We start from the raw sequence: 25,214 nt of genomic DNA on the forward strand, positions 1-25,214 counted from the left end.
GCAAGCCCCCCGGCGCGGGAAATGCGCCGAAAAATGCGGGCGTGCCGCCGAGCCGCTATTCCACCTTGGTCGTGTTGTCGAGCAGGTCGTCCTCGTGGCCCTCTTCGGCGCGCTCGGCTTCGACCATCGCTTCCAGTTCCTTCTCCTCGGTCGCGCCCACATCCGCGGTTTCGGTGATCGGGGTCGGGGCCGGGGCGGCGGGCTCGGGGGCGCTTGGCACCGGGGCGGCCTCGGGCGCCTCTTCGGCGGTGGCCGGGGCGGGCAGGGCGCCGAAAGGCGGGTCGAGCCGCAGCCGGTAGGTCGTATCGGGAATCGACAGGCCCGCCGCCTCCAGCGCCGCCTTCACCTGCCGCAACGCCTCGCCCTTGGCCAGCAGCAGCGAAGTCTCGGTCTGGTCGATCCAGCCGGCCACTTTCAGGATGATCCCGGCGTCGCTGATGCTGTCGATCCAGACGCTCGCCGCCGGGGTCTCCAGCGTGAAGGGCAGGGCCTGCACCGTTTCTTGCGCAATGGCGCGGGCGGCCTCCATGTCGACCGGCCCCTCAAAGCCGATATCGAACAGGAACCGCCGCTCCCGGTTGCGCGAAAAGTTCACGATCCGGCTCTTGAACACCGTCGAGTTCGGAATCCGAATATGGTTGCCGTCCCAGCTCAGGATGATCGTCGCGCGGCTGGTCAGGCGGATCACCTTGCCCTCGTCGCCGTTGATCTCGATCGCGTCATTGGGCCGGAACGGCTGGCGGATCGAAAGCATGATCGAGGCGATGAAGTTCTCCACCGTGTCCTTCACCGCAAAGCCGATGGCCAGACCGATGATACCGGCAGCACCCAGAATGGTGCCCAAGAGCGCGGTGGCGTTGAGGATATCCAGCGCCACCACGATGCCCGCAATCACAAAGGCCAGCCGCAGCAGCATCCGGTAGATATCGGCGATGAAGGCATTGGGCGCGAGCCGGTCCCATGGCTGTTTCATCCGCGCCAGCAGCACGCCTAGGAAGGCTACGATCAGAAAGGCGCAGAGCGCGATGATCAGCAGCGGCGCCCATGCGATCATCTGGGTGATCCGCTCCTGAAACCGCTTCACCGCCGGGTTCAGCCGCTCCACCACATCGGTGCTCTCGACCACTTCGTTCTCGATGGCCACCACGCCGTCGACCCGGCTCACAAGGTCGTTCAGCGTCCGCGCCTTGGCGGCATCCAGCGTGGTGCCGCGCAGGGTGACGATGCCGGATTTCACCGCAACGGTGACATCCTCGTAGCCCTCAAGCTCGCTCAGGATGGTGCGGATGCGCTGGGCAATCGCGGCATCCTGCTCGCGGCTCTCCTCCACCCCGATGGTGCCGGTCGGCTGGCTCTCGCCGCTGTCCTGCGCAAGGGCAGGGGCGGCGGGCAGGGTGAGGGTGAGGCAGAGGGCAAGCAGGAAGCAGCGCAGGGCAAAGATCATCAGTCAAATCCGTGGAGCGTCAATTCCGGCCCATCGTAGGCAAGCCGCAGGCCGGGGAAAAGCCCCGATCCGGGGCCTTGCCGCCCTCAGGCCTGCCGCTCGCGCCAGAGCGTGAAGAGCCCCGCGCTCACCACGATGGCCGCGCCGACTACCGTCGCGGGCGGCAGGATATCGCTCCAGAACAGCACCCCGATGATCGACGAAAAGACCAGCTGGAAATAGGCAAAGGGCTGCACCGCGCTCGCCTCGGCCACCTCGTAGGTCTTGATCAGCAACCAATGCCCGGTCACCCCGGTCAGGCACAGGCTCCCCATCCAAAGCCAGTCGGTCCCGGTCATCGGGGTCCATTGCCAAAGCGCGGCGGCGGTCATCACCACCGCCCCCGTGGTGCCGGTGTAAAAGAAACTCGTCGCCGTGGTGTCATAGCGCGAGGCGTAGCGCGTCAGCAGCCCGTAGAGCGCGAACATCAGTGCGCTGGCCAGCGCCATCAGCGAGGCGGGGGTGAATACGCCAAAGCCGGGCCGCAGGATCACGAGAATACCGCAAAACCCCACGCCCACCGCGGTCCACCGCCGCCAGCCCACCTTTTCGCCCAGCACCGGGCCGGAGAGCGCGGCGATGATCAGCGGGTAGCAGGCAAAGATCGCATGGGCCTCCACCAGCCCGAGCCAGACAAAGCTCTGCACCGCCACGCAGATCTCGGCGGCCAGCAAAACGCCCCGGAAGATCTGCAGGAATGGCCGGTTGGAGCGGGCCGCCGCCTTCAGCCCGCCCTTGGCGCGGGCGGCGATGGTCAGCACGAAGAGCGCGAAAAACCAGTAGCGGATCATTACCACCATCATCACCGGATAGGTCTCCGACAGGTGGCGCGAGAGCCCGTCCTGCACGGCGAACACGAATGTGGTCGCGATCATCAGCAGGATACCGAGGGTCTGTTGGGTCATGCCAGTGTCCCGGTGCTCATGTGGCGTTTGCGACCAAAGCCGGGCTGGCGCGTCACAGCAAAGCCTGCCGCCTCCAGCGCCCGGCGCACGTGGCCTGCGGCTGTGTAGGTGGCAAATGTGCCGCCGGGCGCGGTGTGGCGGGCGACCTCGGCCATCAGTTCCGCCTCCCAGAGCTCGGGGTTCTTCGCGGGCGAGAACCCGTCGAGAAACCACGCATCAGCCCGGCCATCCCACGCGGGCAGGCACGTTCGCGCGTCCCCGGCGATCACCTCGGCCTCCAGCCCCTCGCCACTGATCCGTGCGCCCGCCTCGGGCCACTGGTCCACCAGCGCGGCAACCAGATCGGGAAAGGCCCCGGCAAAGGGCGTCAGTGCGCGGCCCGCTTCCTCCGCCGTCATCGGGAAGGCCTCGAACCCGGTGTAGCGCACTGCCACGCCCGCCTCCCGCGCGGCGGCCCAAAGCGCCAGCAGGTTCAGCCCGGTGCCAAACCCCAGCTCCGCCACGTGAAAGCCCGCGCGCAGCCGCTCGGGCAGCCCGTTGCCCGCAAGAAACACATGGCGCGTTTCGGCCAGCCCGTTCTCCAGGGAGAAATAGGGGTCGTCGAACCGCGTCGAAACAGGGGTGCCGTTGTCGCGCCATGCGAGCCGGGCGGGATGGTGATGCATCGGGGGATGGCCTATGTGTTCGGGCGGAAAATGGCGGTGGGGCGAGGGAATGTCCATGGCAGACATCACAGTGCGCGGGGCAGGGGTCTTTGGCCTCTCGGTGGCGTGGGAGTGCCTCCGCCGCGGCGCCAAGGTGCGGGTGATCGACACGCGTGGCGTGGGCGCAGGCTCCTCCGGCGGGGTCGTTGGCGCGTTGGCCCCCCATGTGCCCGAAAACTGGAACCCCAAGAAGGCCTTTCAGCTCGAGAGCCTTCTGGCGGCAGAGGCGTTCTGGGCCGCGGTCAAAACCACGGGCGGGGTCGATCCCGGCTACGCCCGCACCGGGCGGGTGCAGCCCGTGGTGCCGGGCGGAGAGGCGCTGGCCCGCGCGCGTGAGGCCGGAGCTGCCGAGCTCTGGCAGGGCCGTGCTTCGTGGCAGGTGGTCGATCACGCTCCTGCCTTCGCCCCGCTCTCCGAAACCGGCCTCTGGGTGCATGATACCCTCACCGCCCGGCTCCACCCCGCGCGCGCCTGCGCCGCGCTCGCCGCCGCGATCACGGCGGCGGGCGGCGAGGTGCTGACAGGCGAGGCCGAGGCGCAGGGCAGGGTGGTCTGGGCCACCGGGGCCGAGGGCCTCGCCGCCCTTTCCGCCGATCTGGGCAAGACCGTCGGTGCGCCAATCAAGGGCCAGGCCGCGCTGCTGCACTTCTCCGCCCCCGAGGCCGCCCAGCTCTTCGCTGACGGCCTCCACGTGGTGCCCCACGCCGATGGCACCGTCGCCATCGGCTCCACCTCCGAGCGAGAGTTCGACGGGCTGGAGACAGACGCCCAGCTCGACGCCCTGATCGAAAAGGCCGCCAACCTCGTGCCCCTCCTGCATGGCGCGCCGGTGGTCAAACGATGGGCCGGCCTGCGCCCCCGCGCCCGCTCCCGCGCGCCGATGCTGGGGGCATGGCCGGGCCGCGACGGGCACTACATCGCCAATGGCGGCTTCAAGATCGGCTTCGGCATGGCCCCCGGCGTAGCCCGCGTCATGGCTGACCTTGTGCTCGACGACCGCGACAGCATCCCGCAGGGCTTCCGGGTCGAAGACAGCCTGTAGCGCGCGCGAGAAATTCGTTAACAAAAGGTTAACGGCCAGCTAGCCTCCCCCGCAGGAGGCCCGATGTCCGAAACCGCACTCGCCCTGATCTACTGTTCCATGTTCGCCTTCGGCGAAACCGAAGCGCGTGTGCCCTACAACGTCGGCTACGATCTGCATTACGTCCGCGTCGATTGCCGCACCGAGACCGAGGTCATCGAACTCGGCCTCGACAAGCGCAGCTCCATCGACAGCGTCCATCAGGCCCTCTTCGCCGCCAGCCAGACAGGCCTCGCCCCCAAGGTCGTGATGATCGACACCGATGGCCGCGAAGATGCCTACGAGTTTCAGGTCCGCACCGTCGCCGCCCGCGCAGGGGTCCCCTACGAGGTGATCGACGCCAACCGGCTGATCCGCTGGCAGATGACCGAGTATTTCCGCTACTACCCGCGCCCCGGCGCAGAGGGCTTCTGAGCCCACCGCGCCGGTCCGGCAGCTGCCGTCACGCCGCCTGCAACGCATCCCGCCCGTGCGGCTCAATCCAGTCCAGCACCGGGTTCAGCGGGATGATCCGGTTCGGGTTCACCATGTCGTGGCTGTAGTGGTAGTGCCGCACGTAATGCGCAGGCACGCAGGTCGCCGCCACGCCGGGCTGCTGGTAAAGCTCGCGGCTGTAGGCCCAGAGGTTCGGCATCTCCCGCAGGAAGTTTCGGTTGCACTTGAAGTGGGTGTGATACACCTCGTCAAACCGCACCAGCGTGGTAAAGAGCCTCCAGTCGGCCTCGGTGATCTGCCCGCCCACGAGATAGCGCTGGCGCGACAGCCGGTCTTCCAGCCAGTCGAGGCTCTCGAACAGCGGGTGCACCGCGGCGTCATAGGCCTCCTGGCTGGTGGCGAACCCGGCCTTGTAGACCCCGTTGTTCACCGTGTCGTAAATCCGGGCGTTCACCTCTTCGATCTCGCCGCGCAGGTGCTCGGGCCAATAATCATCGCTGTTGCCGGTGATCCCGTCGAAGGCGCTGTTGAGCATACGGATGATCTCCGCGCTCTCGTTGCTCACGATGGTGTCGCGCTTGGTGTCATAGAGCACCGGCACCGTGACGCGCCCGCTCATCTTCGGGTCCACATGAGTATAGACCTGCCACAGGTAATCCTTGCCAAAGAGCCGGTCGCCCGTGGTGCCCGCAAAGTCCTGCCGGAACTCCCAGCCGTTCTCCAGCATGTCAGGGTGCACCACCGAAACGGCGATATGCTCCTCCAGCCCCTTCAGGGCCCGAAAGATCAGTGTGCGATGCGCCCAGGGGCAGGCCAGCGAAACGAACAGGTGATATCGCCCGCTCTCCGCCTCGAACCCGCCTTCACCGCTCGGCCCGGCGGACCCATCGGCGGTAACCCAGTTGCGAAAGCCCGAGGTCGAGCGCACGAACTTCCCGCCGCTCTCCTTCGTATCGTACCATTCGTCCTTCCAGACGCCCTCTACCAAACGGCCCATGTCGCTCTCCTGTGTCTCAAGTCACGGCGGAATATAGGGGATGTGCGCGGTGCAAGATACTGGCGCGCCAGAAGGGGCTTCTGTGCATTTCCGCGCGGAACGAAAGCCGTTGCACCGGAGTTGCACGGATACGGCAGCACATGACCTGTCAAAGGTTAACCTTGACGGAACCCGATTCGGTCACAATGCTCCGGCAACAGGAGTGGAGCTGCCAAATGTCTGATTTCCTGCCACAATCGGTCCGCGAAGGGCTGGAGGCCGCGCGCCGCGATGCGGAGCGCCGCAAAAGCCGCCTGAAGGTGCGCGACGGCGACGAGAGTTACCCGGTGCTGCGGTTCTGGTCCAAGGGCTTTGCCCTCGCCGCCGACCCCGCGCCCAACCTGCGCGGTCTGGTCGACCTCTTCGAAGGCGAGCGCCACCTCTACCAGTGCCTGATCGTGAACAGCCGCGAGGAAGAGGGCGAGCGGATTTTCGAGTTCAAGCGCTCCACCGCCGCGAGCGACAAGGCGCCGCTGGATTTCGAGCGCGCCAGCGACGCGCCCGTGGGTTACCTGCCCAGCAGCTGACGCTTACTGCAAATCGCCGAAGGCCGCCTGCATCCGCTCCACGGCCTCCACCACCCGCGCCCGCGGCGTGGCAATGTTGAACCGCAAGAAGCTCTCGCCGCCCTTGCCGAAGGTCTCACCGTGGTTCACCGCGATCTTCGCGGTCTTTTCCACCCGCCCGGCAAACTCCGCCTTCGCCATCCCGGTCCCGGCAAAATCCACCCAGCTCAGATAGGTCGCTTCCAGCGGCATCGAAGCAAGCCCTGGGATCGCGTTGATCCCCTCGTCAAAGACCTTCCGGTTGCCGTCGAGATAGGCGCAGAGCTCATCGACCCATGCCGCGCCTTCGGGGGAATAGGCCGCCTCCGCCATGAACAGCCCGAAAGAGTTGGGCGAGAGCCCCATCGCCGCCATCCGCTGCGCGAACTTCGCCCGCAGCGCCTCGTCGGCGATGATCACGTTGCCGGTGTGCGAGCCCGCGATGTTGAAGGTCTTGGTGGTCGCCGTCATCATCACCAGCCGGTCCTCGATGCCTTCGATCAGCGCCATCGGCACATGGGGCTGTCCCGGCATCAGCAGGTCATGGTGGATCTCGTCGGAGACCAGCACCAGATCATGCCGCTTGGCAAAGGCGGCCACACCCTCCAGCTCGGCGCGGGACCAAACCCGCCCGCCCGGATTGTGCGGCGAGCAGAGCACTAGCATGGTCTCGCTGCCGGTCATCTGCGCGTCCCAGGCGTCGAAGTCCATCTCGTAGCGGCCGTCCTTCAGCGCCAGCGCGCATTCCACCACCTCGCGGCCCGCCGCTTTGATGACCCGCGCAAAGGCATGGTAAACCGGCGTCATCAGCACCACCCCGTCGCCCGGCGCGGTGAAGGCATCCACGCAAAGCGCCGTGCCATTCACCAGCCCATGGGTGGTAAAGATCGACCCCGCCTCCACCTGCCAGCCGTGGCGCTCGGCCATCCACCAGCGGATCGCATCGGTGTAGCCGCTGTCGTCGCCGTAGTAGCCATAGACCCCATGCGCCGCCATCTTCTCCACCGCGCCCTGCACGCAGGCAGGGGGGCGAAAGTCCATGTCGGCCACCCACATTGGCAAACCGCCCTCGGCGGGCACGCCATAGATCTTCTCCATCATGTCCCATTTCACCGAATGGGTGCCGCGGCGGTCGATGATCTCGTCAAAACTCATGGGGTGGCTCCTTCTTTGCGCAGACCCTAGCGCCACCCGCTCCGGCTGCAACCCCAGTTGCGCCCCGCCCGGCTCTGCCCTAAATCCCTCCCCATGGCGCTCAGAGACATCCTCATCCACCCCGACCCCCGGCTCAAAAAGCCCGCCGACCCGGTGTCCGCGTTCGACCGCGAGCTGCACCGGCTGGCCGACGACATGCTCGAAACCATGTACGAGGCCCCCGGCATCGGCCTGGCCGCGCCCCAGATCGGCGAGATGAGCCGCCTGCTGGTGATGGACTGCGTGAAAGACGATGACGAAGCCCCGCGCCCGATGGTGCTGATCAACCCCGAGGTCGTCTGGACCTCGGACGAGACCAGCACCTACGAAGAGGGCTGCCTCTCGATCCCCGAGCAATACGCCGATGTCACCCGCCCCGCCGAGGTCAAGGTGCGCTGGCAGGGGCTCGATGGCGCGACGGTCGAAGAGCAGTTCTCCGGCCTCTGGGCCACCTGCGTCCAGCACGAGATCGATCACCTGAACGGCAAGCTCTTCATCGACTATCTCGGCCCGATGAAGCGCCAGATGATCACCCGCAAGATGCAGAAGCTGAAGCGCGAGAAGGCCCGCGCTTGAGCATCCTGCCCATCGTCCTCTGGCCCGATGCGCGGCTGAAGGCCCGCTGCACAACGGTCGCGGGCGAGGATATGGGCACGCTTCCCGCAGACATGCTCGAAACCATGTATGCCGCCCCCGGTCGCGGCCTCGCCGGCCCGCAGGTCGGCGCGCTCCGCCGGATCTTCGTGATGGACGCCGGCTGGAAGTCCGGCACACCCACGCCCCGCATCTGCATCGACCCGGTCGTGACACCACTGGGCGATGAGACCAGCACGGTCGAAGAGGGCTGCCTCTCCATCCCGGAACGCCCCGTAAAGGTCACCCGCCCCGCCCGCATCCGCCTCGACTACACCGATGAGACCGGCGCCGCACAAAGCGTCGAGCTTGAGGGCGCCGAGGCCACCATCGCCCAGCACGAGGCCGACCATCTCGATGGCAAGCTCATCATCGACGGGCTGGAGGAGGCGCCTGCATGAGCCCGCGCCCCTTCATCCCATGGCCCGACAAGCGCCTGCAAACCGCCGCCGCGCCCGTGGGCGAGATCACCGACGAGATCCGCGCCATCTGGGATGACATGGTCGACACGATGGAGGCGATGCCCGGCTACGGCCTCGCCGCGCCCCAGATCGGGGTGATGCTCCGCCTCGCCGTGGTCGATTGCTCCAAGTCCCGCGGGCAGGTCGTGCGGCTGGCCGACCCCGAGATCACCATGCTCGGCGAGCAGAGCTTCACCTGGGAGGAGGCCAGCCCCAACCTCCCAGGCGCCTCCGCCAAGATCACCCGCCCCTCCCGCGTCGCCGTCGCCTACACCGACGAGAGCGGCGCACGGGTCGAGAAGAAGTTCGAGGATCTCTGGGCCACCTCCGTACAGCACCAGATCGACCACCTGAATGGCCGCATGTTCTTCGACAATCTCAGCCGGATGAAACGGCAGATGCTGTTGAAGAAGGCGGCCAAGAAGGGCTGACAGACCGGCGGGATACGTCCCGCCCCACGGCAGGAGGCCGCGATGCGCATCATCTTCATGGGAACCCCCGATTTCTCCGTCCCCGCGCTGGAGGCGCTGCACGCGGCGGGCCATGAGATCGCCTGCGTCTACACCCAGCCGCCCCGCCCCGCCGGGCGCGGCAAAAAGGATCGGCCCTCCCCGGTGCAGGCCCGCGCCGAGGCCCTCGGCTTGCCGGTCCGCCACCCCGCGCGGCTGAAAGGCGCCGAGGAGCAAGAGGCCTTCGCCGCGCTTGAGGCCGACCTTGCCGTGGTCGTCGCCTACGGCCTCATCCTGCCCCAGCCGGTGCTGGATGCCCCCCGCTTCGGCTGCATGAACATCCACGCCTCGCTGCTGCCCCGCTGGCGCGGCGCAGCCCCGATCCACCGCGCGGTGATGGCGGGCGATGCCGAGACGGGCGTCTGCATCATGCAGATGGAGGCCGGGCTCGATACCGGCCCCGTCCTGCTGCGCGAAAGCATCGCCATCGGCGCCGAGGAAACCACCGGCGACCTGCACGACCGCCTCTCCGAGATGGGCGCGCGCCTCATCACTACCGCCGCCGAGCGGGCAGGGGCGCTGGAGCCCATGCCCCAGCCCGAGACTGGCGTCACCTATGCCGAGAAGATCGACAAGGCCGAGGCGCGGGTCGACTGGTCCCGCCCGGCCGAAGAGGTCGACCGCCACATCCGCGGCCTCTCCCCCTTCCCCGGCGCATGGACGGAGGTGGCAGGCGAACGCCTCAAACTCCTCCGCTCCCGCACCGCGCCCGGCAGCGGCACGCCGGGAGAGGTGCGTACCGGCCTCACCATCGCCTGCGGCAGCGGTGCCGTCGAGATCACCCAGGCCCAGCGCCCCGGCAAACGCCCGATGCAGGCGGCAGAACTCTTGCGCGGCCTCACGCTTCCGGGCAGGCTCGGGACCTGATGGTCTTCGTCTTTCTCCTCATCGCCGGCGCCGCCGCAGGCTTCGCCATCAACCGCGGCGCCGACCGCCGTTTCGATGACGAGATCGCCGCCGTGCTGGGCGCAGGCGTCGTCGCCCTCTGCTGGATCGGGCTGCGCATACTGCCGCTGATCCTCGGGCTGGTGAAATACGCCCTCATTCTCGCCGTCATCGCTGCCGCCGCCGCCGCGCTCTACTTCATCGTCCGCAAGAAATAGCCCGCTGCCAAATTGCGCGCCTTGCGGCGCACGACTTTGTTTTGGTGAGTATTTGCCGCCAAGATGAAGACAGGGTCCAGGTCCACCCCACCCGCGCGCCATCCAGCGAGAGGCGGGCGGGGCTTCACCTTGGGTGGTCATCGGCTCTCCAGCCTGTACCGCCCCTCGACAATCTCGCGTTAAGGTTAATTTCCCGCTAACGCCCGCCCTTCATCTTGGCAGAAATATCTCCACGGGGGTCTGGGGGTGTGAAACCCCCAGCAATGCTACGGGTCTGGGGGTGTGAAACCCCCAGCGCCTAGCCAAGCGCGCCTACTTGAACGGCTTCATCCCTGCCCGCGCCAGCTCGTCGGCCCGCTCGTTCTCGGGGTGCCCGGCATGGCCCTTGACCCATTTCCACGTCACCCGGTGCCGTGCATTCGCCGCATCCAGCCGCTGCCAGAGCTCCACGTTCTTCACCGGCTTCTTCGAGGCGGTCTTCCAGCCATTGCGCTTCCATCCGTGGATCCAGCCAGTGACGCCGTTCTTCACATAGGCCGAGTCGGTGACCACGGTGATCTCGGTGTCGCGGTTGAGCGATTCCAGCGCCGAGATCGCCGCCATCAGCTCCATCCGGTTGTTGGTGGTCGCCGCCTCGCCGCCCATCAGCTCGCGTTCCTTCACGACCGCCTCGCCCTCCTTCGCCTGAAGCAGCACGCCCCAGCCACCGGGGCCGGGATTTCCGGAGCAGGCTCCGTCGGTATAGGCATAAAGGTCTGGCATGGGCGCTACTTGCCCGCCCCGCGCGGCAGAGACAAGCCCCGAACCAGTCGCACCGACCGGCGGATTACGGTGAGCGCGGTGCCAAGGGCCACCGCCCAGAGCGTCACCCGCAGCGCCACCGTCGACCCCCAAAGCGCCGCCTCCACCGCCCCCGCCACGCAGCCCAGCGTCACCGCTGCCATCCGCTGCGGCTTGGCCATCGGCCCGCAGAAGTCGGCTGCCAGCCCTTCGGCCCGGCCCAGCTCTCGGAGATAGGCCGTGCCCACTGCCAGCGCCCCCGCAAGGCAGCCCAGCCAGAGCGGCCCGGCGGCCAGCCCCAGCCCGGCGAGGATCAGCACATCTGCCACCCGGTCGGGTGCCTCGTTCCAGAACGGCCCACTCGGGCTGCCCTTTCCGCCCTCCAGCGCCACCATCCCGTCCAGCAGGTTGGCCACCAGCCGCAATTGGCAGAAAAGCGCGGCGCCGATGAGCAGCGCCGCCGCCACGCCGGGTCCGGCGGGGCGTGTGAGCCAGAAACACCCGAAGGCCGCCGCCGCGAATACCATGGAAGACGCCGAAATCTGGTTCGGCGTCACCCGCGAGGCCGCCAGCCACCGCGCCGCCGCCTGCGCCCAGCCCGCCCCCCGCGCCTTGATCGGCCGCCGTTCAGCCACGGGACCAGAGCCGCCGCGTGTAGGCGCAGGCGTAGAGCGTCGCCACGCTCACCGGCACCGCCAGCGTGGCCAGCACCTCCGGCGTGTCCGCGAGCGAATGGATCGTGTAGAGCAGGCAAAACGAGATCGCCCCGCACACCACCGGCGGCCCCACCAACCCAAGCGTCCCCGGCAGCCGGGGCACCAGCGCCTCCTGCACCCGCTTCAAAACCACCGTGATCCCCGCCGTCATCGCCCCCTGCACCAGCGCCGCCCAGAGCGGCGCGGGCATCGCATGGCCGCTGTTGGCGTAAAACGCCCAGCCGCCCATCAGCGCCGCTCCCGCCGCGCCATGGGCCACAGACGACTCCGCCAGCCCCATCAGACTGCCGACCAGAAGTAGCGCGTGAGGTGAAAGAAGATCGGCGCCGCAAACACCACCGAATCCATCCGGTCGATGAACCCGCCATGCCCGGCGATCAGGTGCCCCCAGTCCTTCACCCCCCGGTCCCGCTTGATGGCCGAAAGGACCAGCCCGCCGAAGAACCCCATCGCCGTGACCGCCAGCGCCATCCCCAGCGCCTGCCACGGGCTGAACGGGGTGATCCAGTAGAGCGCCGTGCCAATCAGCGAGGCCGAGATCACGCCGCCCACCAGCCCTTCCCATGTCTTCGAGGGCGATACGGTGGGCGCCACCTTGGTCCGCCCCAGCAGCTTGCCCCAAGTGTATTGCAGCACGTCCGAGATCTGCACCACGATCACCAGCCATGCGATCAGCAGCACCTCGCGACCCTCGTAGCCCTCGATCCTGAGCGTCAGCAGCGCCGGCACATGGCTCACGCAGTAAACGCAGATCATCAGCGCCCATTGCGTTTCGGCGATCCGCACAAAGGCATCCCGCGTGTCGCCCGAAAGCACCGAAACCACCGGCAGCAGCAAGAAGGCGTAGACCGGCACGAAGATCGAGTAGAAGCCATACCACTCGTCCCAGACCAGCCAGAACTGCACCGGCAGCACCACGAAGAAGGCGCCGAACAGCGCCCAGTGGTCGGCCTCGCGCTTGGTGGTGAGGGTCAGGACCTCGCGCAGCGCGGCAAAGGAGATGAAGCCGAAGAGCACGATCACCCCGGTCTTTCCGGCCAGAAAGGCGAGGCCGAGCAGGGCTGCCATGCCCCACCATGCGTCGATCCGGGCGTTCAGGTTCTCGATGCCTGGGTTGGAGCGGTCGGGCGCGATGTGCTCGCGCAGCACCCGGCCCACCGCCGTGGCCAGCACCAGCACCCCGAGCACGCCGAAGAGCAGCTTGATCAGGTCCACCGCCGCCGCGCTCATCCCTGCACCTCACCGGGGGCCTGCCCCGCCGTCGCCTGCGGCCCGCTCTGCGGGCGCAGCGCAAGCAGTGCCTCCCCCGCGCGGTCCAGAAAGTCTTCGCGCGTCTCCCCCGCCCGTACCGCCATCGGCCGCCCGAAGGTGACCGTGCAGAGCAGCGGCACCGGCACCAGCTTGCCCTTGGGCAGCACCCGGTTCAGGTTCTCGATCCAGACCGGCACCATCTCCACCTCCGGCCGCTTGGCCGAGATGTTGTAGATCCCCGATTTCAGCGGCAGCAGCGGCACCTCCGGGTCCATGTTGCGCTTGCCTTCGGGAAAGATGATCAGGCTGTCGCCGCCGTCCACCGCCTCTAGGATCTTCTCCATCGGGTCCACGTCGCGGCCCTCTTCGCCGCGATAGATCAGCACGGTGTTGAACACATCGCGCCCGATGAAGCTCCGCCAGCCATTGGTCAGCCAGTAGTCGGCGGCGGCTACCGCCCGCGTGCGGCGGCGCAGGCGCGAGGGCAGGGCCGTCCAGATCAGCACGAAATCCCCGTTCGAGGTGTGGTTGGCAAAATAGACCCGCTGCACAGGCACCGGCTCGCTGCCCTCCCAGATGCCGCGCACGGCGGTCACAAGCCACGCGAAGAACACGATCGCATGGCCCATGGTCTTGGCGGCAAAGGCGCGGGCGGCTGTCTTGAGGCGCATCATGCGGCGAGGTTAACCCTTTGCCCCGCCTTCGGGAATGGCCTGTGACAGCAGCACGATGAACTCCGAGCTATCGCCCGAAAGCCCCTTGCCGCGTGACACTCGCTTGGCATTCACGGCAAACCCAGCCGCCACCAGCAGCCCCTCCAGCTCCGCCTCGCTGTAATAGGTGTAGAACCGCCCGATACTGTCCGGCCCCTCGCCCTCGCCCAGCTTCATCCCCAAATGCAGCCAGCCGCCCGGCACCAGCGCCCGGTGCAGCCGCGCCAGATGGCCGGGGAAGGCCTCGCGCGGCGCGTGCAGCAGTGAGAAATTGGCCCAGACGCCCGCATAGCAGGCCTCGCCCTCCACCTCCTCGAACAGCGCCTGCCGCGCCGCCACACCCGGGATCGCGCCTGCCCGCGCGACCATCTCCGCCGAGCCGTCCACCGCTTCCACCACAAAGCCCTGTTCTGCCATCACGGCGGCAGAGGCACCGGGGCCGCAGCCAAGGTCCAGCACCCGCGCGCCTGCGGGCAGATGCGCCATGAAGGCCTGCAAATCGCGCCGTTCCTTCACCGCGGCACTCATCACCACGTAATCCTCCACCCGCGCGTCATAGACGGCGAGGGTGTCTTCCGGCCTCATGCCCGCTCAAAGGCGAGCCGCAGGCCGAGCGCGGCGAAGCTGGCCGCAAAGGCCCGCCGCAGCCATGCCATCGCCCGCTCGCTCGCCAGCACCCGCGCCCGCATCGTGCCCGCCAGCAGCGCATAGCCGGCGAAGACGGCAAAGGTCATCGCCACGAAGGCAAGGCCAAGGCCCACGAGCTGCGCCGTGGCATCCGCGCCGGGGGTGATGAACTGCGGCAGGAACGCCACGAAGAAGATCGGAATCTTCGGGTTCAGGATGTTCAGCGTGATCCCCCGCCGCACGATCCTGAGCGCCGCGCCGGGCGTTTCGGCCTTCACGTCCAGCGTGCCTTTGCCCCGCAGCGTGCCCCAAGCCATCCAGAGCAGGTAGGCCACGCCCGCCCATTTTATCGCCTGAAACAGCAGCGCCGAGGTGTGCAGCACCGCCGCCAGCCCGGCCATCGCGGCGGCAAGGTGCACCACCGTCGCCAGCGTGCAGCCCACCACCGCAAGGCCGCCCGCCCGCCAGCCGCCGCCCAGCGTCATCGACAGCGTGTAAACCACGCCGATCCCCGGCGCGAGGCACACCAGAAAGGTGGTGACGAGAAAGGCAATACTCATGCGGTCAGTTCCTTTTCTTCTTCTCCGCCAGCCGGTCGGCATCGCGGTTCACCCGGCGATACTCCCGGATCGGCACGGCAGCGCGGATGGCATCGTAAACGGGTTTCATCCGGGCGGCATCCGCCGGGCTGACGAAGGGTGGCAGGGTCACGCCCTCCGCATTCACGCCCCAAACCCAGCCGGCCCGCGCCTCGCCGTAACTATCGGGGGGCGGGAGGGCGCGTGGCGGGCGCTGGTCAAACCCGGCCAGAGCCACGGCGGCCTCGATCGCATCCAGCTTGGCCGAGTCGGTCCGGCCCATGCGGGTCACGCAGTCCTCGTCCTCCGCCGCGCCCCGGCAGGCGACCAGCATGGCCGAGCCATCGACGAAGAACTCAACATAAAAGCCCCGGAAGCCCGGGGTGCCGGTCGGTCCGGTCTCGTGGAAATAGCTCGCCACCATGGCGGGCGACTCGGCCCGCGCGGCGGCAGGCGCGAGCATCAGCAGGCAGAGCAGGAGAGCACGAGAGAGGGCCATGCTTAACCCTGCCTCAGCCCGCTGTGTCTGAAAAGAAAATTCCCTACTGCCCGGCCTTCTTGTCGGCCGCGGCGTTCACTGCCTTGCGGGCATCGTCGGGCAATTCGGCATCGAGCACGGCCAGCAACGCCTCGACCCGCGCGGCATCTTCCGGGGCGGGCAGGGCGATGGCATCGTAGGTCGCACCGCCCAGCACCACCTCGCCCCATGCCAGCCCGCCGCCGATGGGCGGCTCCGGGTCCTTCTGGGCAGGCTTCTCCGCCAGCCCCGAGGCACGTGCCGCCGCCGCAATCCGCTCTGCCGCGCCGGGCCGCATCTCCGTCTCAAGGCTCACGCAGCCCTCCTCGCCATATCCCCGACAGGCCGTCAGCCGCACCTGCCCCTCATGGCTGAACGCGGCGCGAAATTCCTCGCGGTAGGGTGGGGGCAGGCTGCCGTTGTCATAGCCGTAGGTGGCAAACACGGCGCCCTGCGGCCCCTCAGGCTCGGCCGATACGCAGGCCGCGGTGGCGCAAAAGGCCAGCAAGAGCGTGACATGTCTCATGCGGCGCAGATTGGCGGCACAATCCGGCGCTGTCACATGAAAATTCGCGCTGGGATTCGGCGCGTGCCGAATTTCTGCCTCAGGCCGGCTCGCGCAGCACCCGTGGCACCTTGAACTCGACCCGCTCCTGCGCGGTCTCGACCAGCTCCACCGTCACGTCGTAGCGGTCGCGGAAGGCATCGATCACCTCTTCGATCAGCACCTCCGGCGCGCTCGCCCCCGCAGTCACGCCCACGGTGCCGATCTGCCCCAGCGCCCGCCAGTCGATATCCGCCGCCCGCTGCACCAGCTGCGCATATGAGCAGCCCGCGCGCGAGGCGACCTCGACCAGCCGCTTGGAGTTCGACGAATTCGGCGCCCCCACCACCAGCAGCGCATCCACGCGCGGGGCAATCGCCTTCACCGCCTCCTGCCGGTTGGTGGTGGCATAGCAGATGTCTTCCTTGTGCGGCCCCACGATGGCCGGAAACCGCGCCTTCAACGCCGCCACGATCTCGGCGGTGTCATCGACCGAAAGCGTCGTCTGGGTCACAAAGGCAAGCTTCTCCGGGTCGCGCACCTCCAGCCCCGCCACATCCTCCGGCACCTCGACCAGCAGCACCTCGCCCTCGGGCAATTGCCCCATCGTGCCCACGGTCTCGGGGTGGCCGGCATGGCCGATCATCACCATCTGCAGCCCGTTCTCCGCGTGCCGCTCGGCCTCGATATGCACTTTGCTGACGAGCGGGCATGTGGCATCCACATAGACCATCTCGCGCTTGGCCGCCTCGGCGGGCACCGCCTTGGGCACCCCGTGGGCCGAAAAGATCACCGGCCGGTCGTCCGGGCATTCCTCCAGCTCCTCCACGAACACCGCGCCCTTCTCGCGCAGCCCGTCCACCACGTATTTGTTGTGCACGATCTCGTGCCGCACGAATACCGGCGCACCCCATTTCTCCAGCGCCATCTCGACGATCTTGATCGCCCGGTCGACACCGGCGCAAAACCCGCGCGGGGCGGCGAGGAGGAGGGTGAGGGGAGGCTTACTCATGGCCTGAGAGGTAGTGCCTCAGGCCGCCCGCGTAAAGCGCGGGGCGTTGACGCAGGCGTGAGCACAAGGGGGCTTGCCTTCCCCCTGCTGGAAGCTGGCAGACCACCCGTCAAAGAGGAGACCCCCGCCATGAAGACCCCGCTCATCGCCCTTGCTGCCGCAGCCGCCGCCACCGGCCTCTGGCTGGCATGGCCCGGCCAGGCCGAAACCGCCGCCGGCCTGCTGCCCTACGAAGACCCGGACGCCCTCGCGCTGGGAGAGACGCTCTACGCCGAGAACTGCGCCGCCTGCCACGGCGCCGCGCTGCAAGGGCAGGTGGCCAACTGGCGCGAGCGCGACGAAGACGGCCTCATGCCCGCCCCGCCCCATGACGAGACCGGCCACACATGGCACCACCCCGATGCCATGCTCTTCGCCATCACCAAATATGGCACCGAGGCCGTGGTGGGGCAGGGCTACCAGAGCAACATGGGCGCCTTCGAGGGGGTGCTGACTGACGCCGAGATCCTCGCCACCCTCGCCTTCATCAAAAGCACATGGCCCGCCGAGATCATCGAGGCGCACAACGGCATGAACGCCCAATACGAGGCCACCCGAAACTGAAAAGGCCCGCCATTCCCGGCGGGCCCTTCACATTCCGTAGGGTGGGCCATCCGCCCACCGCCCCGATCAATCGCGGGCCGAAAGCTCCTCTGCGCCCGCAGGCTCGGGGCGCGGCTCACGCGGCGGGCGGCCGATCACTTCCTTCAACTCGTCCAGCTCGATGAAGTTGTCGGCCTGACGGCGCAGCTCATCGGCAATCATCGGAGGTTGCGAGCGAATGGTCGAAACCACCGAAACCCGCACGCCCTGCCGTTGCAGGCTCTCCACCAACGGGCGGAAGTCGCCATCGCCGGAGAACAGCACGACATGGTCCACATGCGGGGCCAGCTCCATCGCATCGACCGTCAGCTCGATGTCCATGTTGCCCTTCACCTTCCGGCGGCCCTGGCTGTCGACGTATTCCTTCGCGGGCTTGGTGACCATCGAGAAGCCGTTGTAGTGCAGCCAGTCCACCAGCGGGCGGATCGGCGAGTACTCGTCGTTCTCCAGCAGCGCAGTGTAGTAGAAGGCCCGCAGCAGCTTGCCCCGGCGCATGAACTCCTGACGGAGCAGCTTGTAGTCGATATCGAAGCCCAAGGCCTTTGCGGCCGCGTATAAATTCGATCCGTCAATGAACAGAGCGAGGCGCTCATCACGGTAGAACATCAAATACCCTTTCTGTATATGGCTCCGGAGCTCCCCGCGCGGTGGTGGTGGTCGGTAGGGAGTGAGTGGTCTTGCCCCGAGAGCGTGGCGGAAAATAGTGTAAAAAAGTTGGGTCGCAACCCTCCAAACGTCATATCATGGTTACAAAAGCACTCATTGCCGTCGGGTCAAACGCGGTGTCACAAGCCGGTTCCTCAAATGTAACGGTCTTGTCGGCGATTTCCGCCGTAAACACCGATTCGTTAACCATCTTGGCAAAAAGCCGCCTCTTTGAGACCCCTGCGTACCCAAAAGGCGCCGGGCCTGACTTTGTGAACGCGGCGATTGTGGCCGAAACCACACTCTCGCCCGAAGCGGTTCTGGCCCGTCTCCATGAGGTCGAGGCCGCCTTTGGCCGTGCGCGGGCCGAGCGCTGGGGCCCGCGCACGCTGGATCTGGACCTGATCGGTTGGGGCGATGCCGTCCGGCCCGACCGCCCCACATGGCGCCGCTGGGCCCGTCTTTCGCCCGTCAGCGCGGCGCGGGAGACGCCGGGCGAGCTGATCCTGCCCCATCCCCGGCTGGCCGAGCGCGCCTTCGTGCTCGTCCCGCTGGCCGAGGTGGCCCCCGATTGGGCGCATCCCGTCACCGGCCTCACCGTAGCCCAAATGGCCGCCGCCCTGCCCGCATCGGAGCGTGCAGCGGTCAAACCCCTGTCATAGTGCCGCAAGGGCCAGCAAAACCGGGGCCGGACCCCTTGCCAACCTGCCCACCCCCCGTTACATAGCGGCCTTCACCGCCCAACCCTCCCTGCAGGAGACATCCATGGCCCGCGTCACCGTTGAAGATTGCGTCGATAAAGTCCCCAACCGCTTCGAGCTTGTCATGCTCGCCGCGCACCGGGCCCGCGAGATCGCCTCGGGCGGGGCGCTCACCGTCGACCGCGACAATGACAAGAACCCGGTCGTCTCCCTCCGCGAGATCGCCGAGGAGACCCAGCAGGCCGAGGATCTGCGCGAGCGCATGATCGAGAGCTACCAGACCCAGATCGAGGTCGACGAGCCCGAAGATGATGCAATGGCCCTGCTGATGGGCGCCGAGCAGGACAAGCCGGCAGATGACGACATGTCCGAAGAAAAGCTCCTCCGCGCCCTGATGGAAGCCCAGGAACAGAAGTAAACGCGAGCAAAGGGCGGCAGGCATGGACTCCGACGGTCTCGTCGCCCTCGTTTCTTCCTACAACCCCAACTGCAATGCCAAGCGGATCGCCCAGGCCTTTGCCTTCGGCGAGCATATGCACGAGGGGCAGCTTCGCCAGTCCGGCGAGCCCTACTTTACCCACCCCGTCGCCGTGGCCGAGCTTCTGGCCCGCCAGCAACTCGATGATGACACCGTCATCACCGCCCTGCTGCACGACACGGTGGAGGATACCAAGGCCAGCTATACCGATGTCTCCGAGCGCTTCGGGCGCGAGGTGGCCGAGCTGGTCGATGGCGTCACCAAGCTGACCAACCTCCAGCTTTCGTCCTCCGAGACCAAGCAGGCCGAGAACTTCCGCAAGCTGATCATGGCCGTCAGCCGCGACCCCCGCGTGTTGCTGGTCAAGCTGGCCGACCGTCTGCACAACATGCGCACCATCAAGTTCCAGCGCCCCGAGAAGCAGGCCCAGAAGGCCCGCGAAACGATGGATATCTTCGCGCCCCTCGCCGGCCGCATGGGTATGCAGTGGATGCGCGAGGAGCTTGAGGACCTGTCTTTCAAGGTGCTCAACCCCGAGGCCCGCAACTCCATCATCCGCCGCTTCATCCTGCTCCAGCGCGAGAGCGGCGACGTGATCGACAGCATCACCCGCGACATCCAGAAGGTGCTGAAGAAATCCAGCATCAAGGGCGAGGTCTATGGCCGCGCCAAAAAGCCGTTCTCCGTCTGGCGCAAGATGCAGGAAAAGCAAAAGAGCTTCTCCCGCCTGGCCGATATCTACGGCTTCCGCGTGATCGTCGGCTCCGAAGAGGATTGCTACCGCGTGCTCGGCGCCATCCACTCCCGCTGGTCGGCGGTGCCGGGGCGGTTCAAGGACTATATCTCCAACCCCAAGAACAACGGCTACCGCTCGATCCACACCACCGTGGCCGGGCGCGACGGCAAGCAGGTCGAGGTGCAGATCCGCACCCGCCAGATGCACGAGGTCGCCGAGGCCGGGGTGGCCGCGCACTGGAGCTACCGTGACGGCGTACGCGCCGAGAACCCCTTCGCCGTCGACCCCGCTCACTGGATCCGGGCGCTCACCGAGCGGCTCGACGAAGAGGACCACGACGAGTTTCTCGAGCATGTGAAGCTCGAGATGTATCAGGATCAGGTCTTCTGCTTCACCCCCAAGGGCGAGGTCATCAAGCTGCCCCGCGGCGCCACGCCGATCGACTATGCCTACGGCATCCACACCCGCATCGGCGACAGCTGCGTCGGCGCCAAGATCGACGGTCTGCGCGTGCCGCTCTGGACCCGGCTGAAGAACGGCCAGCAGGTCGAGATCATCACCGCCGAGGGTCAGCGCCCCCAGCCCACATGGCTCGATATCGTTGTGACCGGTCGCGCGAAGTCGGCCATCCGCCGCAGCCTGCGCGAGGAAGACCGCGAGCGCTTCATCAAGCTGGGCCGCGAGCTGGCCCGCGTGGCCTTCGAACATGTCGGCAAGCGCGCAACCGAAAAGGCCCTGACCACCGCCGCACGCACCCTTGGCCTTCCGGCGCATGAAGAGCTTCTTGCCCGCCTCGGCTCGGCGGAGCTGACCGCGCGCGACGTGGTGAGCGCGCTCTACCCCGACCTTGCCGAAGCCCATCGCGGCGATGTGGTCGACGAGGCCCGCTCGGTCGTCGGCCTGCCCGAGGGGCAGATCTCGACCCGCGCCCAATGCTGCCAGCCGGTGCCCGGCGAGCGGATCGTCGGCATCACCTATCGCGGCAAGGGCGTGATGGTCCACGCCATCGACTGTCCGGTTCTGGTCGAGTTCGAGGACGAGCCCGATCGCTGGGTCGATCTGCACTGGCACTCCGGCCAGCACGGCGCGGTCAACACCGTGACCGTCGAGATCACCATCTCCAACGACGCGGGCGTGCTCGGTCGCATCTGCACCCTGATCGGCGAGCAGAAGGCCAATATCTCGGATCTGCACTTCATCGACCGGAAACAGGATTTTTATCGTCTCTTGATAGATGTGGACTTGCGCGATGTGGAGCATCTGCACATGGTCCAGACCGCGCTCGAGGCCGACAGCGACGTGGCCGAGATCGCCCGGGTGAAGAACACGGACCGCAAACCATGAACCAGCGGCCCCCGGAGAGGGGCCGCAGAGCAGGGGAAGAGGCTTGGTTTTCAGGCGCAGGGACAGACGAAGCTGGGCACGGATCGTGCTCGAGTTCTTCTACCCGCGCGGCGGTTGGTATCGGGCGGCGCAATACGTCCGCCACCGGCTGCGGCGGCTGCCCGACTCACCCAACCGCATCGCCCGCGGCATCTGGGCGGGGGTCTTCGTCAGCTTCACACCGTTCTACGGGCTGCACTTCCTCACCGCCTTCCTCGTCGCCAAGGTGATGCGCGGCAACATCCTCGCCGCCATCCTCGGCACCTTCTTCGGCAACCCCATCACCTTCCCGATCATCGCCGCGCTCTCGCTGCGCCTCGGCCACGGTATGCTCGGCACCCGCCCCGTTTTCGGGCGCGGCCCCAACCCCGATGACAGCCACGGGTTGATGAAGGCGTTCTCCGGCGCGATGTCGGACCTCTGGCACAACTTCCTGTCGATCTTCACCCCCGACCACGCCCATTGGGGCAAGCTGGCCGGGTTCTTCGACGATGTCTTCCTGCCCTATCTCGTCGGCGGCCTGATCCCCGGCGTGATCGCCGCCACCATCTGCTACTACGTCTCCGTGCCGATCCTCACCGCCTACCAGCAGCGCCGCAAAGGCCAGCTGAAAGCCAAGCTTCAGGAGATCGCCGCCAAGCGGAAAAAGCAGGAAAGCGAGGTCGCGGGCGAGTAACTTGCCGCGCTGGCTCTGAGGAGAAACGTGCTCCCAACGCGAGCCGTGCAGCGCCGTCCCGCGGGGTGGCGCATGCAACGGAAGTTCAGCGCACTTTATAGTGCAGTGGTCATCTGACCTCTAAGGGGAGAGTTTGCCTCACCCAAGCGCCGCCCCGGGGGGCGGGACGGCGCTGCCCGGCGCCTACGGCGCGCATCGGGCAGGGTCACTCCCCAACCGCCCTTCCAACCCGGCCAAACCCGCCCTAAGGTCCGCCGCAACAGAGGGCCCGCTAATGACCGACCAACTCCGCCTCGGCGTCAACATCGACCACGTCGCCACCGTCCGCAACGCGCGCGGCTCGGCCTATCCCGACCCGCTCCGCGCCGCCAAGCTGGCCGAGGAGGCGGGCGCCGATGGCATCACCGCCCACCTGCGCGAAGACCGCCGCCACATCTCCGACGCCGACATCGAGGCGCTGATGGAGGCGCTCACCGTGCCGCTCAACTTCGAGATGGCCGCCACCGCCGAGATGCAGGCCATCGCCCTGCGCCACAAGCCCCACGCCGTCTGCATCGTTCCCGAAAAGCGCGAGGAGCGCACAACCGAGGGCGGGCTCGAGGTCGCGCGCGAAGAGAACAAGATGGCCCATTTCATCGCCCCGCTGGCCGAGGCTGGCTGCCGCGTGTCGATCTTCATCGCCGCCGACCAACGCCAGATCGAGGCCGCCCACCGTATCGGCGCGGCGGTCGTCGAGCTGCACACCGGCGCCTATTGCGACGCCCACGCCGAAGGTCGCTCCGACGAGCGCGACGCCGAGCTGGAGCGCCTGCGCGAGATGTCCACCTTCGCCCACTCCCTCGGGCTCGAGGTCCACGCCGGCCACGGCCTCACCTACGACACCGTCCAGCCTATCGCCGCCTTCCCCGAAGTACGCGAGCTGAACATCGGCCACTTCATCATCGGCGAAGCCATCTTCCGCGGCCTCACCCCGGCGATCCACGAAATGCGCCGCCTGATGGACGAGGCCCGTAGCTAGAAAAATTTTAACGAAAATTTTTCCGGCCCGAAAATTCTTCGCAAAGAATTTTCACCCGCCATTCTCACCCGTCGGCGCCCCCCAGCCCCTCGGCCTTCACCGCCCCCTTCAACCACCGCCGGAACAGCCGCGCGGGGTTTGAAAGGCTCCGCCCCTCCGCATGGAGCAGCCAATAGGCGTGCTCGGTGTCATGCCAGCGCGGCACCGGTGCCACCACCTGCGCGCGCGCCAGCGGGTCATGCGCCAGCACCTCGAAGGCCAAGAACACCCCTTGCCCCGCCATCGCCGCGTCAAAGCACAGCGAGGCTTCCGAAAACTCCGGCCCGCCCCCCAGCGTCACCTCCGCGCCTTCCGGCCCGAGCCACGCCTCCCAGCCGAACATCGCGCTGGTGTCGCGGATGATCGGCAGGCGCGCAAAATCCTCCGGCCCCGCAACCCGCGCCGCCAGGTCCGCCGAGCACACAGGTACGATCCGCTGGCCGAAGAGCCGCTCGCAGCTTACGCCGCTGTAGCCGCCCGGCCCGATCCGCACCGCAAGGTCGATATCGGAGGCGGCAAAGTCGATCAGCCCGGGCGTCGAGTCGATCCGCACCTGAATGTCCGGATGCGCGCGGGTGAAGTCGCTCAGCCGCCAGATCAGGAACCGCGCGGCAAAGATCGGTGCAACCGAGACCGTCAGCACATGCGACCGGTCCCGCCGCGCGGCCTCGGCGGCGCGGCTCAGCCGGGCGAAGCCCTCGCGCAGGTTGGCAAACACCTCCTCCGTCCCCTCCAGCGGCACCATCCCGCCCGGCCGCCGCTCGAACAGCCCGCGCCCCAGCGCCGCCTCCGCCCGCGCCACCTGCTGGCTCACCGCACCGGGGGAAACTCCAAGCTCCGCTCCCGCCCGTGAGAGCGAGCCCAGCCGCGCCACCGCCTCGGCGGCGCGCAGCGCATTGAGCGGAATGTCGTTCAGGTCGGCCATATAGCAAACCTAAATACATATGCAGATCAGGCGCAATATGCAGGAGGCCTGCGCGGGGTTAATTTCATCATAGCTAAAAGGAGCCACCCCATGTTCCGCCTCATCCGCGCTCTCTTCACACTGCACCCCACGCTCAACCCGTCAGACCCGCTCGCCCACCCGGCCCTCCGCCGGATGACCCCGCGCGAGCTGGCCGACCTTCCCCTGCCGCGCCCCGCCCGCTAGTCTGCGCCTCACCAAACGCAGTTGGCCGGAGAGGAAAGCTATGCGGATCAGCTTGTTGCGCTACGCGGGCATATACATCGCCACGGCGCTCGGCCTCGCCCTGCTCACATGGGTGCTCGCCAGCTTCGCCGGGGTGCGCCTGCCCACCGGCCTCTCCACCGCCCTGCCGCCGATGCTGGCGGCGCTGCTCGAAGGGCAGGCCTTCGCGCGTGAAACCCGCGAGCCGCTCCTCAATGACGAGGCCTGGTCTGCCGCCTTTCGGATGACCCTCGTGGTGGCAGTCATCAACGCCGTCATCCTCGGCGGCGTGCTGCTCTTCACGCCCGAGCTGACCGACCCCGAGGTGCTCACCATCGTGGGGGTGGTCTTCCTCGTCCTTCTGGTCGTGGTCCTTCTGGTCAACCGCATCTTCCTCGGCATGGGCGCCAGAAGCCAGCTGAAGGCGCTGGAGTCCCGCAAATGATCCGCGCCGCGCTCGCCCTTCTGGCCCTCACGCTCCCCGCCGCAGCGCAGGAGGTCTCCGACTGCGGCGACTACCGCACCGATGCCCGCAACATTCCCGAGCCGTGGGAGGCCAGCACCCGCAGCTTCGCCAATGGCGACGTGCGCCTCGTGCTGCTCGACACCATCGAACCCGCCGCCGCGCCCTATCACCTGATGATCCTCTCGCCGCCCTACGACGAGGTCGGCGGCCGCCAGTGCAAGGTGCTCTCCCGTGAGAACCAGTCCGGTTGGGCGGGGATGGATTTTGACCAGCTCGAAGCAGGCTACGACCCGGCCCTCGGCCTCACCTTCACCCTGCCCGCCATGATTTGGCTGCCCGAGAAGAATTTCGTCAATTCCACCCTGCTGACGATCACCCTCAACCAGTCCACCGGCGCGATCACCGTCAGCCAGCAGCTCGGCAACGAGTGATCCG

General features: G+C 67.4%; 34 protein-coding genes. 17 read left to right on the forward strand and 17 right to left on the reverse strand.

The window, feature by feature from the left end; all coding sequences use genetic code 11:
* Nucleotides 1–55: 55 nt before the first annotated feature.
* The 3 genes from ACUXVX_RS05240 to mnmD form a co-directional block, all read right to left on the reverse strand.
* Entirely contained in the window at nucleotides 56–1,444 is a 1,389-nt protein-coding gene (locus tag ACUXVX_RS05240) for a mechanosensitive ion channel domain-containing protein (protein WP_446310679.1), read from the reverse strand.
* 86 nt (nucleotides 1,445–1,530) lie between these two features.
* A complete protein-coding gene (locus ACUXVX_RS05245) occupies nucleotides 1,531–2,388 on the reverse strand; it encodes a DMT family transporter (RefSeq protein WP_222495622.1) in 858 nt (285 codons plus the stop codon).
* Entirely contained in the window at nucleotides 2,385–3,053 is a 669-nt protein-coding gene (mnmD, locus tag ACUXVX_RS05250; RefSeq protein WP_446310680.1) for a tRNA (5-methylaminomethyl-2-thiouridine)(34)-methyltransferase MnmD, read from the reverse strand. The genes ACUXVX_RS05245 and mnmD overlap by 4 nt, the downstream gene beginning before the upstream one ends.
* 49 nt (nucleotides 3,054–3,102) lie before the next feature.
* Here mnmD and ACUXVX_RS05255 point away from each other — a divergent pair, with 49 nt between their 5' ends.
* Both ACUXVX_RS05255 and ACUXVX_RS05260 read left to right on the forward strand, forming a co-directional pair.
* Complete coding sequence (locus ACUXVX_RS05255; protein WP_446310681.1) at nucleotides 3,103–4,134, forward strand: NAD(P)/FAD-dependent oxidoreductase; 1,032 nt, start codon at nucleotides 3,103–3,105, stop codon at nucleotides 4,132–4,134.
* A gap of 63 nt (nucleotides 4,135–4,197) precedes the next feature.
* Complete coding sequence (locus ACUXVX_RS05260) at nucleotides 4,198–4,587, forward strand: hypothetical protein (protein WP_446310682.1); 390 nt, start codon at nucleotides 4,198–4,200, stop codon at nucleotides 4,585–4,587.
* 28 nt (nucleotides 4,588–4,615) lie between these two features.
* Here ACUXVX_RS05260 and ACUXVX_RS05265 read toward each other — a convergent pair whose 3' ends face one another.
* Entirely contained in the window at nucleotides 4,616–5,605 is a 990-nt protein-coding gene (locus ACUXVX_RS05265) for a glutathione S-transferase family protein (protein WP_446310683.1), read from the reverse strand.
* A gap of 215 nt (nucleotides 5,606–5,820) precedes the next feature.
* Here ACUXVX_RS05265 and ACUXVX_RS05270 point away from each other — a divergent pair, with 215 nt between their 5' ends.
* Nucleotides 5,821–6,171 (forward strand): hypothetical protein, encoded by a 351-nt coding sequence (locus tag ACUXVX_RS05270; RefSeq protein ID WP_222470540.1) that lies wholly within the window; start codon nucleotides 5,821–5,823, stop codon nucleotides 6,169–6,171.
* Between the two features lie 3 nt (nucleotides 6,172–6,174).
* On the opposite strand, the gene ACUXVX_RS05275 is transcribed toward ACUXVX_RS05270, so the two are convergent.
* Nucleotides 6,175–7,344 (reverse strand): MalY/PatB family protein, encoded by a 1,170-nt coding sequence (locus ACUXVX_RS05275; RefSeq protein WP_446310684.1) that lies wholly within the window; start codon nucleotides 7,342–7,344, stop codon nucleotides 6,175–6,177.
* Nucleotides 7,345–7,437: 93 nt separating this feature from the next.
* Between ACUXVX_RS05275 and def (ACUXVX_RS05280) the strand changes: the two genes are divergently transcribed.
* Genes def (ACUXVX_RS05280) through ACUXVX_RS05300 form a run of 5 tightly spaced genes read left to right on the forward strand, consistent with a single transcriptional unit; the run spans nucleotide 7,438 to nucleotide 10,089 of the window.
* Entirely contained in the window at nucleotides 7,438–7,959 is a 522-nt protein-coding gene (gene def / locus ACUXVX_RS05280) for a peptide deformylase (RefSeq protein WP_446310685.1), read from the forward strand.
* Nucleotides 7,956–8,417 (forward strand): peptide deformylase, encoded by a 462-nt coding sequence (locus ACUXVX_RS05285; RefSeq protein WP_446310686.1) that lies wholly within the window; start codon nucleotides 7,956–7,958, stop codon nucleotides 8,415–8,417. The genes def (ACUXVX_RS05280) and ACUXVX_RS05285 overlap by 4 nt, the downstream gene beginning before the upstream one ends.
* Entirely contained in the window at nucleotides 8,414–8,908 is a 495-nt protein-coding gene (gene def / locus ACUXVX_RS05290; RefSeq protein ID WP_446310687.1) for a peptide deformylase, read from the forward strand. The genes ACUXVX_RS05285 and def (ACUXVX_RS05290) overlap by 4 nt, the downstream gene beginning before the upstream one ends.
* A 42-nt stretch (nucleotides 8,909–8,950) precedes the next feature.
* Nucleotides 8,951–9,853, forward strand: a complete 903-nt coding sequence (fmt, locus tag ACUXVX_RS05295; RefSeq protein ID WP_446310688.1) for a methionyl-tRNA formyltransferase — start codon at nucleotides 8,951–8,953, stop codon at nucleotides 9,851–9,853.
* A complete protein-coding gene (locus tag ACUXVX_RS05300; protein ID WP_446310689.1) occupies nucleotides 9,853–10,089 on the forward strand; it encodes a hypothetical protein in 237 nt (78 codons plus the stop codon). Before fmt ends, ACUXVX_RS05300 begins: the two co-directional genes overlap by 1 nt.
* A 312-nt stretch (nucleotides 10,090–10,401) precedes the next feature.
* On the opposite strand, the gene rnhA is transcribed toward ACUXVX_RS05300, so the two are convergent.
* The 10 genes from rnhA to ispH all read right to left on the reverse strand — a co-directional run bounded on the left by rnhA (nucleotide 10,402) and on the right by ispH (nucleotide 16,827).
* Nucleotides 10,402–10,851 (reverse strand): ribonuclease HI, encoded by a 450-nt coding sequence (rnhA, locus tag ACUXVX_RS05305; protein WP_446310690.1) that lies wholly within the window; start codon nucleotides 10,849–10,851, stop codon nucleotides 10,402–10,404.
* Between the two features lie 5 nt (nucleotides 10,852–10,856).
* Complete coding sequence (locus ACUXVX_RS05310) at nucleotides 10,857–11,504, reverse strand: CDP-alcohol phosphatidyltransferase family protein (RefSeq protein WP_446310691.1); 648 nt, start codon at nucleotides 11,502–11,504, stop codon at nucleotides 10,857–10,859.
* On the reverse strand, nucleotides 11,497–11,865 hold the full coding sequence (locus ACUXVX_RS05315) for a hypothetical protein (RefSeq protein ID WP_446310692.1): 369 nt from the start codon (nucleotides 11,863–11,865) through the stop codon (nucleotides 11,497–11,499). Before ACUXVX_RS05315 ends, ACUXVX_RS05310 begins: the two co-directional genes overlap by 8 nt.
* The gene (locus ACUXVX_RS05320) at nucleotides 11,865–12,815 is read right to left on the reverse strand and encodes a phosphatidate cytidylyltransferase (protein ID WP_446310693.1); all 951 of its coding nucleotides are present in this window, start codon (nucleotides 12,813–12,815) and stop codon (nucleotides 11,865–11,867) included. Before ACUXVX_RS05320 ends, ACUXVX_RS05315 begins: the two co-directional genes overlap by 1 nt.
* Nucleotides 12,812–13,510, reverse strand: coding sequence for a lysophospholipid acyltransferase family protein (locus ACUXVX_RS05325; protein WP_446310694.1), 699 nt, complete (start codon nucleotides 13,508–13,510; stop codon nucleotides 12,812–12,814). The genes ACUXVX_RS05320 and ACUXVX_RS05325 overlap by 4 nt, the downstream gene beginning before the upstream one ends.
* Nucleotides 13,511–13,519: 9 nt before the next feature.
* A complete protein-coding gene (locus ACUXVX_RS05330) occupies nucleotides 13,520–14,134 on the reverse strand; it encodes a class I SAM-dependent methyltransferase (RefSeq protein WP_446310695.1) in 615 nt (204 codons plus the stop codon).
* The gene (locus ACUXVX_RS05335; protein WP_222470528.1) at nucleotides 14,131–14,736 is read right to left on the reverse strand and encodes a LysE family translocator; all 606 of its coding nucleotides are present in this window, start codon (nucleotides 14,734–14,736) and stop codon (nucleotides 14,131–14,133) included. The genes ACUXVX_RS05330 and ACUXVX_RS05335 overlap by 4 nt, the downstream gene beginning before the upstream one ends.
* A gap of 4 nt (nucleotides 14,737–14,740) precedes the next feature.
* Nucleotides 14,741–15,253, reverse strand: a complete 513-nt coding sequence (locus ACUXVX_RS05340; RefSeq protein ID WP_446310696.1) for a hypothetical protein — start codon at nucleotides 15,251–15,253, stop codon at nucleotides 14,741–14,743.
* A 43-nt stretch (nucleotides 15,254–15,296) separates the two neighbouring features.
* Nucleotides 15,297–15,797 (reverse strand): hypothetical protein, encoded by a 501-nt coding sequence (locus ACUXVX_RS05345; RefSeq protein ID WP_446310697.1) that lies wholly within the window; start codon nucleotides 15,795–15,797, stop codon nucleotides 15,297–15,299.
* Nucleotides 15,798–15,876: 79 nt separating this feature from the next.
* Nucleotides 15,877–16,827: a 4-hydroxy-3-methylbut-2-enyl diphosphate reductase gene (ispH, locus tag ACUXVX_RS05350; RefSeq protein ID WP_446310698.1), complete on the reverse strand. Its 951-nt coding sequence runs from the start codon at nucleotides 16,825–16,827 to the stop codon at nucleotides 15,877–15,879.
* Nucleotides 16,828–16,956: 129 nt separating this feature from the next.
* Here ispH and ACUXVX_RS05355 point away from each other — a divergent pair, with 129 nt between their 5' ends.
* Entirely contained in the window at nucleotides 16,957–17,430 is a 474-nt protein-coding gene (locus ACUXVX_RS05355) for a c-type cytochrome (protein ID WP_446310699.1), read from the forward strand.
* A gap of 66 nt (nucleotides 17,431–17,496) precedes the next feature.
* Here the strand turns inward: ACUXVX_RS05355 and ACUXVX_RS05360 are convergent, their stop codons facing one another.
* Entirely contained in the window at nucleotides 17,497–18,075 is a 579-nt protein-coding gene (locus tag ACUXVX_RS05360) for a LabA-like NYN domain-containing protein (RefSeq protein ID WP_222470523.1), read from the reverse strand.
* A 137-nt stretch (nucleotides 18,076–18,212) separates the two neighbouring features.
* On the opposite strand from ACUXVX_RS05360, the gene folK reads away from it, so the two are divergent.
* The 5 genes from folK to ACUXVX_RS05385 all read left to right on the forward strand — a co-directional run bounded on the left by folK (nucleotide 18,213) and on the right by ACUXVX_RS05385 (nucleotide 23,106).
* Nucleotides 18,213–18,776: a 2-amino-4-hydroxy-6-hydroxymethyldihydropteridine diphosphokinase gene (gene folK / locus ACUXVX_RS05365; protein ID WP_446310700.1), complete on the forward strand. Its 564-nt coding sequence runs from the start codon at nucleotides 18,213–18,215 to the stop codon at nucleotides 18,774–18,776.
* Between the two features lie 103 nt (nucleotides 18,777–18,879).
* On the forward strand, nucleotides 18,880–19,233 hold the full coding sequence (rpoZ, locus tag ACUXVX_RS05370; RefSeq protein ID WP_222470521.1) for a DNA-directed RNA polymerase subunit omega: 354 nt from the start codon (nucleotides 18,880–18,882) through the stop codon (nucleotides 19,231–19,233).
* A 22-nt stretch (nucleotides 19,234–19,255) separates the two neighbouring features.
* Nucleotides 19,256–21,373 carry a RelA/SpoT family protein gene (locus ACUXVX_RS05375; RefSeq protein WP_446310701.1) on the forward strand — a complete coding sequence of 706 codons (2,118 nt, stop codon included), beginning with the start codon at nucleotides 19,256–19,258 and terminating at the stop codon, nucleotides 21,371–21,373.
* An 85-nt stretch (nucleotides 21,374–21,458) separates the two neighbouring features.
* Nucleotides 21,459–22,088 (forward strand): DUF2062 domain-containing protein, encoded by a 630-nt coding sequence (locus ACUXVX_RS05380; protein WP_315898526.1) that lies wholly within the window; start codon nucleotides 21,459–21,461, stop codon nucleotides 22,086–22,088.
* 274 nt (nucleotides 22,089–22,362) lie between these two features.
* A complete protein-coding gene (locus ACUXVX_RS05385) occupies nucleotides 22,363–23,106 on the forward strand; it encodes a pyridoxine 5'-phosphate synthase (protein WP_446310702.1) in 744 nt (247 codons plus the stop codon).
* Between the two features lie 64 nt (nucleotides 23,107–23,170).
* Here ACUXVX_RS05385 and ACUXVX_RS05390 read toward each other — a convergent pair whose 3' ends face one another.
* Nucleotides 23,171–24,070, reverse strand: coding sequence for a LysR substrate-binding domain-containing protein (locus ACUXVX_RS05390; RefSeq protein WP_446310703.1), 900 nt, complete (start codon nucleotides 24,068–24,070; stop codon nucleotides 23,171–23,173).
* 90 nt (nucleotides 24,071–24,160) lie between these two features.
* Here ACUXVX_RS05390 and ACUXVX_RS05395 point away from each other — a divergent pair, with 90 nt between their 5' ends.
* Genes ACUXVX_RS05395 through ACUXVX_RS05405 form a run of 3 tightly spaced genes read left to right on the forward strand, consistent with a single transcriptional unit; the run spans nucleotide 24,161 to nucleotide 25,210 of the window.
* Nucleotides 24,161–24,295 carry a hypothetical protein gene (locus ACUXVX_RS05395; RefSeq protein ID WP_446310704.1) on the forward strand — a complete coding sequence of 45 codons (135 nt, stop codon included), beginning with the start codon at nucleotides 24,161–24,163 and terminating at the stop codon, nucleotides 24,293–24,295.
* Nucleotides 24,296–24,335: 40 nt separating this feature from the next.
* Nucleotides 24,336–24,758, forward strand: a complete 423-nt coding sequence (locus ACUXVX_RS05400) for an ABZJ_00895 family protein (protein ID WP_222470516.1) — start codon at nucleotides 24,336–24,338, stop codon at nucleotides 24,756–24,758.
* Nucleotides 24,755–25,210, forward strand: coding sequence for a hypothetical protein (locus tag ACUXVX_RS05405; protein WP_446310705.1), 456 nt, complete (start codon nucleotides 24,755–24,757; stop codon nucleotides 25,208–25,210). Before ACUXVX_RS05400 ends, ACUXVX_RS05405 begins: the two co-directional genes overlap by 4 nt.
* The last annotated feature ends 4 nt before the right edge of the window (nucleotides 25,211–25,214 follow it).

It is taken from the genome of Vannielia sp. SX4 (genome assembly GCF_052828525.1).